The organism is Niastella sp. OAS944, assembly GCA_024809215.1.
In the GTDB taxonomy this organism is placed as follows: Bacteria; Bacteroidota; Bacteroidia; order Chitinophagales; family Chitinophagaceae; genus Niastella.
In genome coordinates this window covers 214,467-232,777 of the sequence record JANUBW010000008.1, presented here as the reverse complement: position 1 = coordinate 232,777, position 18,311 = coordinate 214,467, and the positions used below count along the sequence as shown (strand labels likewise).

The 18,311-nt window shown below is 43.3% G+C and carries 13 protein-coding genes; 10 read left to right on the top strand and 3 right to left on the bottom strand.

The genetic code is table 11. The annotated features are described in order from the left end of the window. Positions 1-16: 16 nt before the first annotated feature. Positions 17-1,582 carry a hypothetical protein gene (locus GGD38_RS27395; protein ID WP_375303073.1) on the bottom strand — a complete coding sequence of 522 codons (1,566 nt, stop codon included), beginning with the start codon at positions 1,580-1,582 and terminating at the stop codon, positions 17-19. A 391-nt stretch (positions 1,583-1,973) separates the two neighbouring features. Here GGD38_RS27395 and GGD38_RS27390 point away from each other — a divergent pair, with 391 nt between their 5' ends. From GGD38_RS27390 to GGD38_RS27350, 9 genes are all read left to right on the top strand, one after another. After that, on the top strand, positions 1,974-2,597 hold the full coding sequence (locus GGD38_RS27390) for an RNA polymerase sigma-70 factor (RefSeq protein WP_375303074.1): 624 nt from the start codon (positions 1,974-1,976) through the stop codon (positions 2,595-2,597). Between the two features lie 58 nt (positions 2,598-2,655). Next, positions 2,656-3,645, top strand: a complete 990-nt coding sequence (locus GGD38_RS27385) for a FecR domain-containing protein (protein ID WP_375303075.1) — start codon at positions 2,656-2,658, stop codon at positions 3,643-3,645. Positions 3,646-3,667: 22 nt separating this feature from the next. Beyond that, on the top strand, positions 3,668-5,740 hold the full coding sequence (locus GGD38_RS27380; RefSeq protein ID WP_375303076.1) for a hypothetical protein: 2,073 nt from the start codon (positions 3,668-3,670) through the stop codon (positions 5,738-5,740). 70 nt (positions 5,741-5,810) lie between these two features. Continuing rightward, positions 5,811-6,908, top strand: a complete 1,098-nt coding sequence (locus GGD38_RS27375) for an LA_2272 family surface repeat-containing protein (protein WP_375303077.1) — start codon at positions 5,811-5,813, stop codon at positions 6,906-6,908. Positions 6,909-7,006: 98 nt separating this feature from the next. Continuing rightward, the gene (locus GGD38_RS27370) at positions 7,007-9,346 is read left to right on the top strand and encodes a TonB-dependent receptor domain-containing protein (protein WP_375303078.1); all 2,340 of its coding nucleotides are present in this window, start codon (positions 7,007-7,009) and stop codon (positions 9,344-9,346) included. 55 nt (positions 9,347-9,401) lie between these two features. Next, complete coding sequence (locus GGD38_RS27365; protein WP_375303079.1) at positions 9,402-10,118, top strand: head GIN domain-containing protein; 717 nt, start codon at positions 9,402-9,404, stop codon at positions 10,116-10,118. Positions 10,119-10,358: 240 nt separating this feature from the next. After that, positions 10,359-10,853 (top strand): hypothetical protein, encoded by a 495-nt coding sequence (locus GGD38_RS27360; RefSeq protein ID WP_375303080.1) that lies wholly within the window; start codon positions 10,359-10,361, stop codon positions 10,851-10,853. 285 nt (positions 10,854-11,138) lie between these two features. Further along, positions 11,139-11,495: a hypothetical protein gene (locus GGD38_RS27355; protein WP_375303081.1), complete on the top strand. Its 357-nt coding sequence runs from the start codon at positions 11,139-11,141 to the stop codon at positions 11,493-11,495. Between the two features lie 4 nt (positions 11,496-11,499). After that, complete coding sequence (locus GGD38_RS27350) at positions 11,500-11,898, top strand: hypothetical protein (RefSeq protein ID WP_375303082.1); 399 nt, start codon at positions 11,500-11,502, stop codon at positions 11,896-11,898. 190 nt (positions 11,899-12,088) lie between these two features. Here the strand turns inward: GGD38_RS27350 and GGD38_RS27345 are convergent, their stop codons facing one another. Further along, positions 12,089-14,287 (bottom strand): T9SS type A sorting domain-containing protein, encoded by a 2,199-nt coding sequence (locus tag GGD38_RS27345; protein WP_375303083.1) that lies wholly within the window; start codon positions 14,285-14,287, stop codon positions 12,089-12,091. Positions 14,288-14,355: 68 nt separating this feature from the next. Beyond that, positions 14,356-16,803, bottom strand: a complete 2,448-nt coding sequence (locus GGD38_RS27340; RefSeq protein ID WP_375303084.1) for a right-handed parallel beta-helix repeat-containing protein — start codon at positions 16,801-16,803, stop codon at positions 14,356-14,358. Positions 16,804-17,753: 950 nt separating this feature from the next. Here GGD38_RS27340 and GGD38_RS27335 point away from each other — a divergent pair. Then, positions 17,754-18,215: a glycine zipper domain-containing protein gene (locus GGD38_RS27335; RefSeq protein ID WP_375303085.1), complete on the top strand. Its 462-nt coding sequence runs from the start codon at positions 17,754-17,756 to the stop codon at positions 18,213-18,215. Positions 18,216-18,311 lie beyond the last annotated feature (96 nt).

The window sequence follows — 18,311 nt, the reverse complement described above, 5'->3', positions numbered from 1 at the left end:
GGGAACTGGGAACTTTTTAATGCTGCCCTGCCAAATTAAACCCATTCCCATTAACGGTATGGCCGTTTGAACCATTCAATTTGGTGCCATTCTGTTGCGGGTTCGCCGGCGGATTGCTCAGCGATTTTGACAGATCGCCATATATTTTAGACAGTAACTGATTATTGGTGATCAGTTTGCCTTCGAGGTCTTTTGTTTTTTGTTGTTCGCGGTTCAATGATTCCTGCAGCGAGGTGATCATATTTTGCTTGTCATCAAGCACCAGCTGCAATACCGCCTGCTGTTGCTGTACCTCATGCAGGTTGCGCTCCAGATTCTCAATATGACCGGTTTTTGAACGCAGGTTGTCCTGGCTCTGTCTTATTTCTTCACGGCTGCGCTCAACGGCCTGCTGCCAGGCACTCACCTCTTCACGTTGTTGCTGTAACTCTTCGCGCATCGCATGTATTTCACGCTCAAACTTCTCTTTTTCCGTTTGGCTTTGCTGTACCTGCATGGTTTTGTCGGCCGCTTCTTTCTCTACTTCACGGAAAGTTTTAATACGATGTTCCAGCTGGTTTTGCAGAAACTCAATTTGCAGTTTCTTTTCCTGCAATACATCCTGCAGATAGGTTTGGTCTGTGATCTTATTTTTCAATGCAGTTTTTTCTTCTTCTGCTTTATTAAGCAATAACTGCATTTCTTTTATTTGTTGTTCGTAATTACCCTGTTTGTGTTCGCTATTGGCCTGTAACCTTTGTTGCAATGCAGCATTCTCCTCTTTCAACTGCTGCAAGGTTCCCTGCAACTGCTGCAATTGGGTTGAAAGGTCATTCTTTTCATTCTTGTATTGCAAACCCAGCTCATTAACCTGTTTGGCAAAAACACGTTGCAATTCCTCTGATTCTGATTGGTTCGATTTTGCCGAATATTCCATGTTCTTCAGCAAATTCTCGAGGCGGGTTATTTCTGCAGCATTTTTATCTTTTAGCTCCTGTTGGGTGCGAAGCTTTTCCTGCAACTGCAAAACTGAATCCTGTAAGGTTTGCACCTGCAGCTGGGCCTGCGCCAGCGCTTCGGGCACCTGCTGGTCGCCCTGGCTTACGCGGGCATTGGCCTGCGCCGTATCCAACGCCTGTTGCAATTGAGAAATCTTCAGCTTATAACCGTTGATCTCCAATTGTATGCGATTATTGGAGTCATCGTTTTGTTTTTCGGTACTATATGCTTTATTAAGAAGATCGGAGTATTTGCCTTCCAGCTCACGAAAGTCCTGCTCAAGCGTAGCGTAGTTCTCACGGTAACGGCGCACTTCCTGTTCATATTTCTTTATCAATGGCTGGTTATCGGGGTTGGTGCCACTTGCCAACCAGTCGGGCACCTGCACCTGATTATTACCATTAGGTTCGGTGGCTACAACCGTATGAAATCCACCATTCTCCATATAAGCAGGTTCGCCCCCTTCGGCAATCCGCTTTTTACGTTTGTAATGAAAAAAGGTGGTTACCATAAATGCAATGATAGTTCCGGGAATAGCGATCCACAGCACTATTTGCAGAAATTGTTTAAACTCGTACATGGAAACGAGCAAGAATCCCAACATAAAAAAATAATTTAGGTACACGTTTAGCTAACAGAAACGATGTGATGTTTCAGAGGGACGGTTGGATTAATAAAGTATACTACGGTATGTGGGGGTATGGCGTTATTTAGTACAATCGCTTAGTGCATTATAGAAAATGAAAAATCAGGCTCATTATCTAATTTGCTGCAATAACGTAAACAGCAACCGAATCAGGGTTCAATAATAATACCAAAAAAAGGTTAAAACAAGCATTGGGCGCTTGTTTTTTCCACAAATACGCATGAAAAAATACGGTCGCCATTGACATATACCATCTTTAACACATATATTTTTACCTTCAGGTATAACAAAACTTTAAAGATTCATAGGGGTACAATAACTTTCAGTTGTCTCTTTTATTAAAACTTTATTGGAAGCATTTATATTTGAAGCGGATTATCAACGCATTAAAGTGGCAATTCCGAATACAACCATCACCATGAAACCGCTGTCGGCCGACAGTGAGCAGGAATTTGAACAGCTTTTTAAAGATCATTTTAAAAGCCTGTATGCCTATGCTTTCACTATTCTGAAAAACGAAGCCATTGCTGAAGAAACAGTTCAGAATGTCTTTTATAAAATATGGGAGAAGAAAGTACCAGACAATATTCAAACATCGCTCAAGGCCTATTTATACAAAGCCGTTTATCACGAAAGCCTGAATTACCTGAAGCATCAGAAAATAAAAGCCCGGTACCAATTGCATGTTATGCAGCAAACAAACAACCATAACGACCATCAGGGTGCATCCCGTAAAATACTGGTAAAGGAGCTGGAAGAAAAGTTACGTGATGCCATGAACGCCCTGCCCCAGCAATGCCGTACCATTTTTCAGCTGAGCCGCTTCGAAGGTTTGAAGTACCAGGAAATAGCCGATCAGTTGGGCATTTCAGTAAAGACCGTAGAGAACCAGATGGGTAAAGCGTTAAAACAATTACGGGTTAAACTCATTGACTATTTACCCATTTTTCTGGTTGCACTCTTTTATATATGAACAATATCACTTTTGGAATTTGGAATTTGGATTTTGGAATTTTTAAAAATTACCCTTATTGAAAAGCTATACACAACATATGGACGATTTGCTGGTAAAACACCTTACCGGTGAGGCTACGGAGGCGGAAACGCTTCAGGTGGAAAAGTGGCTGGCATCCGATGAGGCGAACAAACACTACTTCGATCACTTTAAACTTATATGGGAAGAAAGCGTACAACTGGCCAGCACAACCACTGTTGATGAACAACTGGCCTGGGAACGATTTCAAAACCGTGTTCAGCATGGATCGTTTGCAAAACCCAGGGCCCGGGTATGGTCACTAAACAGCCCTATGATGCGGGCAGCCATTATAACCGGCCTGGTTATAGGCATAGCAGCACTTACCTTTTTCCTTTTCCATAACAACCCCGGCAAAGTAATAGCCGTGGTTACCGTACAGGCCATAGATTCTGTAAAGGCCAACGCATTGCCCGACGGTTCGGAGGTTACCCTCAACAAGCACTCACAGGTATCTTATCCCGAAAAATTCGCTAACGACAAAAGAGTACTGCAACTGAACGGAGAAGCTTTCTTCAAAGTACAACCCAATAAGAAAAAACCATTTGAAGTACATACAAACAATGTTACCATTACCGTAGTAGGCACTTCATTTAACGTAAGAAGCCGGGGCGACACTACTGAGATCATAGTTGAAACAGGTGTTGTAGAGGTAGCCACCGATAAACAAACTGTTGTATTGAAAGCAGGCCAGAAAGCTATTACCGGGTTTACCGAAGCCATTTTGCAAAAACAGGCAAATACCGATCAGCTATACAACTATTACCGCAGCAAGAAATTTGTATGCGATTCAACACCGCTCTATAAACTCATTGAAAAACTGAACGAAGCATACGATGTGCAAATTGTTATAGAAAAAGAAGCGTTACGCAACGAACCATATACCGTTACTTTCGACAATAAACCGCTTGAAGAAATTCTGACAGTCATTAGCTCAACATTTAATACCTCTGTAATTAAAGAAAAAGGAAAAATCATTCTACGTTAACTTGCACGCAGAATCAATAACCATGACAATATTACGGGGAGCGCTTCTCATAGGATTATTTTGTCTTTTAGGTACGGGATCATATTCACAGGCAGTGCTCGATAGAAGGATCACTATTGAAGCAAATAACCAACGTTTGTCAGATGTTTTAAAACTGATCAGCAGCAAAGGGAATTTTTATTTTTCCTATAACAGCAGCATCATCGCCCGCGACAGCCTTATTTCAATTTCAGCCTATAACAGATCGGTAAAACAAATACTGGATCAACTTTGCGGCAACCAATACAAATGGCAGCAAAGCAGTGTTAATTATATCATATTAAGAAAAGCACCGGTAACTGCCCCTACCCTAATTGCCAGCCCAACACCCAGCCCCGAAAAATTATATACGGTTTCAGGTACCGTGCTGAATGGTGAAACAGGTGAGAAAGTAGGCAATGTTACCATTTATGAAAAACAACGGCTGGTATCAACCTTATCTGATGATAAAGGCAATTTCACAATAAAACTGAAAAGCCGTTACAGCACAGCGTCGCTTACCATTAGCCGCGAAATGTTTGAAGACACTACCATTGTCATTCAACCCAAATACAACCAACAGGTAACCATTGTTATGACCCCCGTAATAGCCAGCGATCCGGTGGTCACCATCAGCCCTGTTGAAAACGAATTGCCCGATACCATCATTGTTAAACCGCCTACCGATACATTTACAATCGCTTCCATTGCCAAAGAAAAAGAAGAAGTGAACCAGGTAGAAAGGACCCGCTGGGGCAAACGCCTGTTATCGGCCAAACAAAATATTCAAAGTATTAACCTGAAGAAGTTCTTTGCCGACCGTACCTTCCAGGTATCGCTAACACCAGGCTTAAGTACCCATGGCCGGTTAAGTGCGCAGGTTGTCAATAATTTTTCGGCAAACATTATAGCTGGTTATACGGCCGGTGTAAATGGTGTTGAAATAGCCGGCGCCGTTAACATCAATAAAAAAGATGTAAAGTATATGCAGGCTGCCGGCCTTATGAACATTACCGGTGGCTCAATGGATGGCGCCCAATTCGCAGGCGTTCATAACCACGTGATACATGAAGTTACCGGGTTACAGGCTGCCGGTATCAGCAACTTTATAAAAGGATCCGTTACCGGCGTACAATTAAGCGGTATTTACAATCATGTGCAGGGAAATGTAAAAGGCCTGCAGGCGTCTGGTATAGCCAGCTATGTAAAAGGTAATTTCACCGGCGCCCAGTTAAGCGCTATACATAATCACGTATCTGGTTCATTTACAGGTATACAGGCCAGTAATATCTCCAACTTTGTAAAAGGTAAATTAATTGGTGTGCAGTTAAGCAATATCCACAATGTTGCTTATGACAGTGTATTTGGCATACAGGCCGCCACCATAGTAAACTTTGCGCATAAGCAGGTTTCAGGTGCACAACTATCAGCTATTGGTAATTTTGCCAACCGCGAATTGAATGGTGTACAGATATCGCCTATTTTCAATTACACCAAAAAACTGCGTGGTGTGCAAATCGGACTCATAAACGTGAGCGATACTTCGGCCGGTTACAGTATAGGGCTTGTGAATATCGTTTTCAAAGGTTATCATAAAATAGCGTTCTCAACCAACGAGGTATTGAAATACAATGCAGCTTTTAAAACAGGTAACAGCAAACTATACAGCATTTTGTTAGCCGGTTATGGCAGAACATCAACACACGACTGGGATAACGATACTGCAAAAGTGTTTTCATTTGGCTATGGAATTGGGCATGAATTCTCCATTGCAAAATGGTTCAGCCTCAATCCCGAGTTCACAGCACAACATTTATTCTTCGCAAATTGGGATAGCAAAGACAAGGAAGAGAACTCCAACACATTGGCAAAATTACATTTACAATTCAACTTCAAAATCGGCAAGTACTTCGCCATTTTTGGCGGCCCTTCTTTTACGGCCTATTATTCCGAACAATCGGAAAGCGCACCTGCCAATAGCTTAAACTTACCTTCGCCAAGCTATCACACATTCGATTTGTGGGACAATGATGTTAAAGGCTGGATTGGCTGGAACATTGGTTTCACCATTTTCTAATACGCTTTAAATTTTCTTTTTACATAGGGGAACAACTTCGCTCAGGTGTCATACTGCAAATAATATTGCTATGATAAATGGGAAAATTGCAGTATACCTTGGCGCCTGCTTTGTAATGAGTAGTGTTGTATTTGCGCAAAATGTTCCTGCACGCGTTGGGGTAATACCCGGCATAAGCACTCTTGGAAAGAATGATGCCACCACCACAAGTAACTTTTCATTAAACATATTTGGCGGAAGCATCGGTAGTGTAAAAGGTCTTGAAATGGGCAGCATCTTCAATATAAACAAAATGAACATGCAGGGCGTTCAGGCCGCAGGTCATTTCAACATTGTAGGTGGTAATGTAAATGGCTTACAACTGGCAGGCTTGTTCAATACTGTTAAAGGCAATTTTACAGGTGCGCAATATGGCGGACTTATAAATTATATAAACAGGAACGCACGTGGCTTACAGGTTGCCGGTTTGTACAACCAAATAACAGGAAGCCTTACAGGTGCGCAATTTGCGGGCATTGCCAACTATACCCAGCAACCTGTTAAAGGTTGGCAGCTTGCTGGTATTGCCAATATCAATAACAGCAGTGTAACCGGCGCACAAATAGCAGGTATTGTAAACTATACCAAACACTTAAAAGGTTTTCAATTGGGGTTGATCAATATTGCCGACACCTCAAGCGGTTATAGTATTGGCTTGTTAAACATTGTACGTAAAGGATATCATAAGATCGCCGTAAGCACCAATGAAGTATTGAATATGAACGTGGCCATTAAATCGGGCAATGCCAAATTGTACAATATTCTTATGGTTGGCATCAATGCGGGCAATGATGAAAAAACTTTCTCCTACGGTTACGGCATTGGCCATGAAATGAAGATCGCAAAATGGTTCACCCTAAACCCTGAGCTCACTACACAATATCTTTACCTGGGCAATTGGAATTATTTGAATCAGTTGAGTAAACTTCATGTGCTGGCCAATTTTAAACTGGCAAAAGGTATTGCATTATTTGCCGGCCCTTCGTTCTCAGTTTACTACTCCGATCAACCCGAAGCTGTTAAAGGATATAAATTCCTTGTACCTAACAATAGCTATAACACATTCGAATTATGGCATAGCAATGTTACAGGCTGGATTGGGTGGAGCGCCGGCATAAGCTTCCTTTAAATGAGAAATGAAGAATGAAAAATAAGAAATGAAAAAGTAAATACAGTTCTCATAGGGGTACTTAAAAGCTAAGTTGTCACAATAGCAAACACCCACTCATGAAGAATAAATTGTTCACCTTACTTATAACATGCTTGCTATACGGCCTAACAGCAATGGCGCAGCTAACACAAAATATCAGAGGAACGATTATAGATCAATTGCTTCAAACACCCATAGCAGGTGCAACGGTGATCATTACCGGTACCGATAAAAAAGTAGTGGCCGACTCAAGCGGTAACTTCAGAATACCCAACATGGCCGCCGGCACCTATACATTAGTGATATCACACATCAATTATAACAATGCAGTTGCCAGTAATATTATTGTGAATACCGGTAAAGAGGTAGTGCTCACCATTGGCATGGAAACCAGGGTACGAACTGAAAAAGCAGTGGAAGTAACTGCTACAAGTAAAAAGAACAAACCGCTCAACGACATGAGTGTGGTAAGCGCCCGCGCTTTTACTGTTGAAGAAACCCAACGTTATGCAGCGGCAGTGAACGATCCCTTAAGAATGGTTACCGGCTTTGCCGGTGTGGCAAGCGCCGATGATGGCGGCAATGATATTGTAATTAGGGGTAATTCACCTACAGGTTTATTGTGGCGTATGGAAGGTATTGATATTCCCAACCCCAATCACTTTAGCGAGGCAGGCAGTAGTGGCGGTGGCATCTCCATCTTAAGTTCGCAACTATTAGCAAACAGCGATTTTTTGACCGGCGCCTTTGCCGCTGAATATGGTAATGCATTAAGTGGTGTATTTGATCTCAAACTCAGAAAAGGCAATAATGAAAAAAAGGAGTATGCGCTGCAGGCAGGTCTACTTGGCCTCAACGCCGCGGCTGAAGGGCCGCTATCTGCATCGCATAAAGGCTCCTGGCTTGTTAATTACCGTTATTCAACATTGTCATTGTTAAACAATATGGGTCTCGAGCTGGGAGAGGGCGTAACCAACTTCCAGGACCTTTCTTACAACATATATCTCCCTACTAAAAATAAAGGCATTTTCACCCTGTTTGGCTTTGGCGGACTTAGCTCGCAAAACCAGAAGATTGAAACCGACAGTTCTAAATGGGAAATGCAGGATGACCGGTACGCCGGTAAATTCGTAGCGAACACCGGCGCTACCGGCATCACGCATACTATTCCTATCGACAATCAGACCACTATTAAATCGGCAATGGCGTTTTCTTATACGGCCAATTCATACAATGAAAAGTATGCAGACTATAACAAGGTGGTTGTAGACAATTACAGAGACAATTACATTACCAAAAAGATACTGGTATCCTCTACCCTCAACCATAAAATAAATGCCAGCAATGCATTTCGTGCAGGCGCGTATGTAAATTTCATTTTCTTTAAATATTATAAACTCTCTAAAGAAGACGGGAACCCCAATGCGCCCCTGCTCGAAACAATAAATACTTCGGGCAACACCCAAACCGTACAGGCCTTTATTCAATGGCAATACAAACCATTGAACAATCTTACGTTTAACCTGGGCATGCATTACCTGGCCCTTTTGTATAACAATACCGGAAGTGCTGAGCCAAGGGCATCTGTTAAGTGGGACCCCGATAATAAAAGCTCGCTGGCCTTTGGCTATGGCATGCATAGTCAATTGCAGGCATTGGGTGTATATTTTGCCAAAGACGCCAATAACGAGAATCCTAATCAGTACATCGATCTTACCAAGGCGCACCACTTTGTATTGTCATACAGCCGCCTGGTAGGACATCGCTTACGGGCAAAAGCCGAATTATATTATCAGCATTTGTATAACGTACCTGTGACCGTTAACAGCGATAAAACATTTTCTACCCTTAACATTCGCGACGAATTTGTTACGGAAGCGCTTATCAATAATGGAAAAGGAAGGAACTATGGCATTGAGTTAACGCTGGAGAAATACCTGGACAACTATTTTTATTATACCGTCAACGGCTCTTTTTATCAATCGAAATATACGGCCTCCGATGGTGTAGAAAGGAACACACGTTTCAATGGCAATTATCTTTTCAATACTGTTGCGGGCAAAGAATGGCCACTGGCAGGTCAGAAAAGAGTATTGGGATTAAACTTTAAGATCATTTATGCGGGCGGTTACAGAACAACACCCATCAACTTGCCCGCTTCGCAACGGGAAGGTTATACTATTTACAAAGAGAAGGAAGCCTTCAGTTTGCAGAACGAGGCTTACTTCAGACCAGATTGCCGCATTAGCATAAAATGGAACCGCACCCACCTCACCAGTACCCTTTCGCTCGACATCCAAAATATGATCAACCGTAAAAACATCTCCAACCAGGATTACGACCTTTTGAAGAACACAACCATCACCAACTATCAGAACGGCATTATCCCTGTTTTGAACTATAAAGTTGAGTGGTAAAAGCACCCTGTCCTTTTAGTTACAATTACCTTTCTTCATTAACAAACAAAGCACCATGAAAAATTTCCATTTAGCACTATGTATCATTTTAGTTTTCATTGTTTCATCATCCTGCAAAAAAGTAACAGGTAAAGGCCCCGTAGTTACAGAAGGGCGTCAAACCGCTTCGTTCGACGGCGTAGAATTAAGGTTTTCGGCCGACGTTTATTTCACCCAGGCCAACGATTATAAGGTTGAATTGCAGTCGCAGGAAAATATTCTCGATGAAATTGAAACAACCGTTATCAATAACAACTTGGTTATTCGCACCCGCCATTCCGATACCCGGTTCAGGACCAACGATGGCATTCAAATATTTGTAAGCGGTCCCAATGTACGTTCATTCACTGTAGATGGCTCAGGTTACCTGGAAACGAAAAATCCCATTACGCCAGCCAATCTTCAGTTACGGGTTAAAGGTTCGGGCAATCTTAAAGTAAATAATGCCACTACCACAAAGGTGAATGCTGAAATTGATGGTTCAGGTATGATATCTGTAACCAGTGGGAATGCCAATGAAGCCAGTGCCAATATTGAAGGAAGCGGGTTAATTGATATAACGGGCATTATGGTGAAAGACGCCGATGCCAGTGTTAGGGGCTCAGGTAACATCAGTTTATTTGCCACACAAACTTTACAGGCAAATATCTCGGGCAGCGGTACTATATTTTATAAAGGGTCGCCCGCAGTTACAAAACATATTTCAGGTTCAGGAAGTGTAGTACAACAATAGTTTACTTATTTACGAAATTTTTGCGACACACAAGAGTTGGTAACAATTACGTAACACAAACTTAATATTGTTGAATGTACACCATTGGAAATTCATGATCTTTATCAACAAGTTTCATCTTTTTTCCACATTGCTGAAATAAAAAGCCATAATGCAATTTTACTACATTGAACAGCCATATTTTTGAGCGGAGAAAAATGAAATTCCCTAACAATTTCTTAACCCGCTAATTGCCGCATTATGAAATGGGTGTATGTAAACCAGCCTTCAGCTTATATCAGGAAATATGAATTGACGGAAGGCGAAGAAACTAAACTGGTAATAAAGTATAACCTCGATCAGCAATCAGTACGTATTAGTAGTGAAGAAAACCATCGGCTCTTCTTCATCGACAAAACCGGTTTATGGCATAACAAAACCATTTTGAAGAATGAATATGGTGTTGAGATCGGCCGAATGGGGATCGATAAGGTTCATGGAACAGGAATTATTGAAATGGAAGGAAAAAAGTACAATTACACCATTCAGAACGGTTCACAGCTTGTAGTATTTGAACATACCGTTTCTGCCCCACTTGCTGTTTGTGATATGTCGGCAGCGCCTTCATTCACCTCGCTTGCCGCTGTTAAATACAGCAACGAAGAGTACGCCTGCTTTTTATTGGGCATTTGCTGGTATCTCTTCCCGCTTAATGCAGTTGAACAAATTGAATTTACTCAGGCTACTATAGCATAAATTCTTTGACTTTCTTTAAAAAGGTGCATCCTCAATCTGGTGCACCTTTTTTGTTTCCGGTTCCCTGTTCCCAGGCCTCATACCTAAGAACTCTGATTACTTTCAACTTCTTGCTCTATCATTAACTTCCCAATCAACATTTTACATGTCTACTTATCAACTCCCTCGTCAACTCGTCAACCCGTTAACTTATCAACTATAATTATTTTCAGAAATTATTGAAACTTCCAAACTTCTAACTATCTTTGTTCTGTAGAAGCGTAGTCAAATACTAAACCCTATGTTATGAACACGCTGGCATTCATTGTTTACCTGCTCATTACATGGTTTATAACAGTACACGTGGGATTGATCTTTTACCGCAATGGTAAAAGCTATATTCTGAACCTGCTGCATGGAGATGAAAAACTTACCCTGTTTATAAACCGCATGCTACTAATAGGATATTATTTACTAAACCTGGGCTATGTTACCATGACCATCAGGTTTGGTAAACTACTAACAACCTGGGCCGATGTAATAACAAGCATCGGTACCCGTACCGGTAAAATAATGATCATACTGGGCGCCATTCATTTTTGCAACATGGGCATCCTGTTACTGATAAGCCATTACCACCAGCTCGCTAACAACAAACATTAAGTATATGAAAACGTCCCTGAACTTTATCGCTTATCTCATTTACCTGCCGATTGTAATTGTGCTTACCTGGTATGTAGCCCACATTCTGTTCAAGAACGGTAAGATCTTTATGGAAGATATTTTTCATGGCAAAATCACCATAGCACATGCAACCAATAAACTTTTTGAAACAGGGTTCTACCTGCTTAACCTGGGATTTGCATTTATTATAATGGAAATATCGGGTGAAATATATGACAATCGCGATATGCTCGAAATATTAAGTACTAAAATTGGCGGGTTCAGTATTTATCTGGGCATCATGTTGTTCTTTAATCTGTACCTCTTTTTCCGCGGGCGCAGGGTTTCAAAGCAAAAAGCAAGGATGGCAGAAGCCTATATAATTCCGCCTGTGCAGAAATAGTGAATGGTTATACAACATGTTACTCAAAAAAAAAAGAGCCTCCCGGTAAATTGGGAGGCTCTTTGTTTTGATTTGTAGGTACCAGATACCGGTTTCCGGCCCTTGGGTTCGGCATGCCAGTCAAATAGTTAGCGGTCTGAAAATTCAAGGCCTGGAAACCGGGAACCGGGAACTTATTTCAGGCTTATCATTATCGCACAAACATATTCTGAAGCACGGTCCGTTTTACCCCATTGTTGATGGTAATAAAATAAACGCCTTTTTGCATACCGCTATAATCTACAGGCAGTGTATAATTGCCTGGTGAATACATCCTATTGGTCAGGCTCTTCACCAAACGGCCATCTGCCGAATATAAATTCACCATCACTTTTTCAACAGCCGTAACACCAAACCGTATAGTAGCTATGCCATTTGTAGGGTTTGGCAATACGGTAGGTGTAAGCTGCAAACCCGATTGCGTTATGGGCGTTTCTGTCGCCAAACGCGAACCGGTAGCGGCGCTACAGGACGCTTCAGTGGGGTTAATACCACTGATCTCTATCCAGTCGATATTGGCAAACTCTGAGGCTGCTGTTGTTTCCAACCTGATCTTATTGGCTCCCGCAACAAGCGTTACAGGAATCCAGGCAGTGGTTGTCCAGGTGGTCCAGGCGGCTGTTTTAGGGAATGCTACACTACCATTTACTTCTACCCCATTTACAAGCACTCTGGCAGTTGTAGCGCTTTGCGAACCTGCATTGGCATAGCGCCAACGAATATTATATGTACCTGCCGCACCTGCACTAACAGCCCAGGTAATACCTTGTCCGCTCGAATTGCTCAGGTTTATATAATAACCGCCATCGGCGCCGGTATAAGTATTTTGCCGCGACCCATTCGCACTGCAATAACCTACACCCGTACCTGATTTATCATCGATGCGTAAGGTAGTGCCGCCACTGCTGGTGGTGAAATTGGCCGTTACACTTACATTGGCGTTCATGGTTACCGTTGTGGTAGCACTTGTTCCACTGGCACCACCGCTCCAGCTGCTAAAGGTATAACCACTGGCAGGCGTTGCCGTTAAGGTAACTACCGTTCCTGCAGCATAAGTGGTGGCGTTCGGACTGCGCGTAATAGTTCCACCAGCGCTTGGGCTTGCTGTTGTTGTTAAGGTATAGCTTGTGCCAGTGCTATTGGTGAAGTTAGCTGTTACGCTGGTATTGGCATTCATGGTAACGGTTGTGGTAGCACTTGTTCCACTGGCGCCGCCACTCCAGCCGGTAAAGGTATAACCAGAAGCTGGCGTAGCTGTGAGGGTAACTACTGTACCAGCTGTATAAGTTGTTGCATTGGGACTACGGGTAATTGTACCGCCTGCCGATGGATTGGTTGTTGTGGTAAGTGTATACGATGTACTGGTGCCGCAACCGCATTGTGTGGGCGATGGCAAAGTAGCGCCTGCACCGCAGCTGGCGCTTACCAATGCTTTTACATTGGCTGCCGGCGCTATACTCAATGAGTAAGGCGGCGTAAATGAAGTACCGCTGCCTGCGGTATTACCCGTTGTGTTATTAAATACATTGTTGCGGGCGGTTACGGCGGTAAACTCATTTTCATACAAATCTATGGGATCATTTACTGCGTCAAAATAGTTACCTTCTACCAGTATGTCGGCCTCAACACCTGCGCGTACGCAATAATTGGTTTGCGGACTATCGAATAAATTATTTACTACATGCACCTGACCAAAACGAACACGGGGCATGCGTTCAACAGTGCCCGACGTCCACCAGTTATACATCATAGTTACTTTTAACTTTCCCCGGTCGCTTGTTTTGCTGTCGGAGTTACCAATAAGGTTACAATACTGGTGGTTGCTGGAGGCGCCTGTATAGTGAAACTTCGTCCAGCTAATGGTGATATAATTGCAACCATTGGTAATATCGAGGTTGCCATCCTGCCCGTCATAAATATCACAATGGTCAATCCAAACATTGGTAGTGGATGAACCATCGATATTGATACAATCAACACCATCTACATCTACTGATCCAGGGCCCTGTACGATCATATTTCGAATGATCACATTGCTTCCCCGTACATCAAAACCACCATATAATTTGGCGCCGGGCAACCCTATGATGGTAGTGTTGGCAGCAACTTTTACGCGGGTGCTAACACCAGCCCCCATGGTGCCACTTACATAAATAACCCTTGAACCCGAACCATTGGCCGCAGTTGTGAGGGCACTTAATGTAGTTACTGTTTGTGGTGTTGCGCTACCGCCGCCAGTGGTACCGCCATTTTGTGTACACCAGCCTCGTGGTGCACATGCGTCCTGTGCATATGACAACGAAAAAAACATCATCATTATACACAACAGTGTAAATATCCTGCTTTTCATAATTGTTATGCTTTGAGTATTAAGGGCCGCCTCCCGGCTCGCCGGGACGAACGGCCCTGATGGTTGTTTTACCTGGTTAAAATATTCTGAAGTATCTTTTGTTTGCCGCCATAGCTTACGGAAATAAGGTATATGCCTTTTTGTAAACCTTTATAGTCAACCGGCACGTTATGTGTACCGGCAGTGAATAAACGATTGGCGAGTGTTGATACCAGCTTGCCATCTGCTGCAAACAGGTTCACCACCACTTTCTCCTGACGGGCAATAGTAAACCGCAGGGTTGAGTTACCTGTTGTTGGGTTAGGTAACACGATGGGTGCAGTTTCTATCAACTCACTGGTTGAGGTAATTGTACCTTCCGTTGCCAGCCTGCCGCCGGTAGCAGCGCTGCAGGATGCTTCCGTTGGGTTAGTGCCGCTGATCTCTATCCAATCGATATTGGCAAATTCAGAAGAAACGGTTGTTTCCAACCTGATCTTATTTGCACCGGCAACAAGGGTAACAGGGATCCAGGCAGTGGTTGTCCAGGTGGTCCAGGCGGCTGTTTTAGGGAAGGCCACGCTGCCATTTACTTCTACCCCATTTACCAGCACCCGGGCTGTTGTAGCGCTTTGCGAACCTGCATTGGCATAGCGCCAGCGAATATTATACGTGCCCGCCGCACCGGCGCTTACGGCCCAGGTAATACCTTGTCCGCTGGAGTTGCTCAGGTTTATATAATAACCGCCATCGGCGCCGGTATATGTGTTTGCCCGCGATCCATTGGCGCTGCAATAGCCTACACCTGTACCCGATTTATCGTCTATACGCAATACAGTACCGCCACTGCTGGTAGTAAAGTTGGCGGTTGCGCTGGTATTGGCATTTACGGTAACAGTTGTTGTTGCGTTTGTTCCACTGGCGCCACCACTCCAGCTGCTGAAGGTATAACCCGAAGCCGGCGTGGCGGTTAACGTAACTACAGTTCCCGCTGCATAGCTGGCGGCATCTGGACTACGGCTAATAGTTCCACCGGCGGTTGGGCTGGCGGTGGTAGTGAGCGTATACGTTGTGCCTGTGCTTGTGGTGAAGTTAGCGGTAACGGCTCTGTTTGCTGTCATAGTAACATTTACCGAAGCAGCCGTGCTGGTAACATCACCACTCCAACCAGTGAAAGTATAACCACTACTGGCCGCAGCAGTAAGTGTTACAACGGTGCCAGAAGCATAGGTAGTGGCGTTTGGACTGCGGGTAACAGTTCCACCGCCGGAAGGAGTTACGTTTGTGGTTAACGTATAGTTCGTAGTTGTGCTGCCCGATTCTATAGCGCCTAAATCGGGGGCAGAACCATTATAGGTGATACCAGTTGAAGTAACACCAGCATTTATAAGGTCGCTGCCAGTGGCCAGGTTAAGGAAACCACCTGCGGTTGGACTGGCATTGGCGCCTGGCGTTAATGAAACAAAGTCGGCTGCATTTACAGTAAACCCACCCGCGGCGCCCTGAAATGAGTTAGGCGCAGTTGCAGTACCAATGATGCGGTCGTTTGAACCGCTCAGGTACGAGAGGTTATTTTTAAACACATGCGTACCAGCGTCGAAGTTGAAGTTACGTTCAGCATTGCCATAAGAGGTGTTATTGGTAACTTCAATACTACCGGGGTTGCTGTTATAGGTAAAACCATGTTTGCCATTATTAAAGGCAACACATCTTCTAACAATATGGTTCACCTGAATATCTTCGCCACCCAGTTTAAAACCATTTTTATCGCCATTACCCGAGGTAGTGTTATCGGTTAATTTGCCATTTGAATGTGCAATACAACCTTCGAGGGTTACAGGGCCAATTGGGCCTGTATCAGATTTTGTGTATAGGTCCCAGCCATCATCAATATTATGGTGTGAAACGCAATTACGAAAAACGTTACCGGTACCGCAGGTTAACTTGGCGGCAAAACCATCTGCATCTTCATTGTCGGGATCTTTATTATCGTACGACTCGCAGCTGAGAATGAGGTTATTGCTGGGCCACTGGCTTATAGAAGTGTAAGAAGTATTGTAGCGGCTTAGTTGCAAACCGGTGTCGGCATTCTTTCTGAAAATACAACTTTCAATAGTGTTGTTATCGCCGGAAAGCAACAAACCATTATCACCGGCGCTTTCAATGATCAATCCTTTGAAGTGCCAGTAACTCCCATCCAATACAATACCGCGGTTTGAAGACACAACAGCCATACCGGCAAAGCTGATGATGGGCACTTCACTACCGTAGGCCCATAATTTTTTGGTAGCAGATGAAGTACCGCTATTTGATTCGGCAATTACAACTGTAGAAGTTAAACTATATGTACCACCACGCATATAAATGGTACCACCAGCCGTAACTGTGGCCAGTGCATTTGCCAATGTAGTTGGAGCAGAAATGGAAGTGCCGGAGTTGGAAGCACTTCCCGAGGCCGAAACATACAAGACCTGCTGGGCTGAAGCACACAGGTAAACAGTAAACAAGGAAAGCAATGACAATAGCATTTTTTTCATAAAACAAGCTTTAGGTAAATAATAAAAGACAATCGTTAAGGGCAATAAAGAGCTGCATAGTTCTTTTTAAGAACTACGTACTAATGGCTACACCAATTCCAATGAAATTGATAATGAAGCTAACACAGCCGATCACATGCCTAGTTGCAGGGGGAGATATTCGAAACAAACAATAAGCAAGCAAACGCTATTAGCAATAACGGTGATCAGGTAAACGGGCCGGATATAATTCTAATCTGGGTAATTGTAGAAAATACTGGGGATGGGTATGTAACTATTAGGAAAGTTAAAAAAGAAGTGAATGAAAACAATTACTTTGAACACATATTTTTTACGCAAACGTTCCCGGGCGGCAAACGGCAAACGTGAAACGTGAAAGGGGCCGTTCAAATTTGGGCTCGCGCTCTTCGGCAATCGTGAATCGGCAATAAAGCCCGAAATTCGGGGCCCCGCGATCGTAAAACGTGAAACGGCAAACGTGAAAGGGGCCGCTCAAATTTGGGGCTCGCGCTCTTCGGCAATCGTGAATCGGCAATCGGCAATAAAGCCCGAAATTCGGGGCCTTGCGTTCGTAAAACGGCAAACAGTAAACGTAAAACGTGAAACGGAAATACGGCTGAAAGCTACAAGCCAGAGGCTGCTATTAATAGCAAGTCCCGGATTAAAAAACTAAGAACTGAAAACTGAGAACTAAGAACTGTATTACCTCTATCAACTCTATCACCTATATCAACTTTTCAACTCCTCGTCAACTCGTTAACCCGTCAACTCGTCAACTAAGCCCTTTAATAATTCTTTATGTTAATATGAACCCCTTACATATTATTGAGAATGAACCTATCAAACCTAATGAAACTAACTCTTTAACAATTGCCTGTTTATTGGCACGCTTTTTCAATATTATATTCTGTGCTGATAGAATTAATTGATAAACCTAAAAACTTAGAATTATGAATCGGATATTATACTCAACCACAGCAGTAGTAGTTAGCGCAGCCATGTTAATAAGCTCGTGTAAGAACGATAACAAGCTGGCAACGGAAAGCATACCGGTAACGCCGGCCACTGTTTCGGCAAAAGAATATGAAGAGTTTAAAGATTGGAAGCAACAACAACAGCAGGAGAATACCGCCAATGCCAAAACAGCCCCCAAAACAACCACTGTTGTACACAAGCATTATACGGTAAATAAAACTGAACCGGCCGCAGCAACAACCACTAAAAAGAAAAAGGGCTGGAGTAAAGCTGCTAAAGGCACAGTAATTGGCGCGGGTGCAGGTGCAGCAGCTGGTGCAATTTTGATTAAAAAGAACCGGGCCTTAGGCGCCGTAGTAGGTGGTGTAGTTGGTGGCGGTGTAGGTTATGGTGTAGGACGCTCAATGGATAAAAAAGACGGCCGGGTTGGTCAGTAAACATTGATGTTAACAAGTATTAATACCAGGAACTTCCTGATTAGATAGGCTAAAAAATAAACAAGTCCCGACGAGTTCACGTCGGGACTGTTTTTT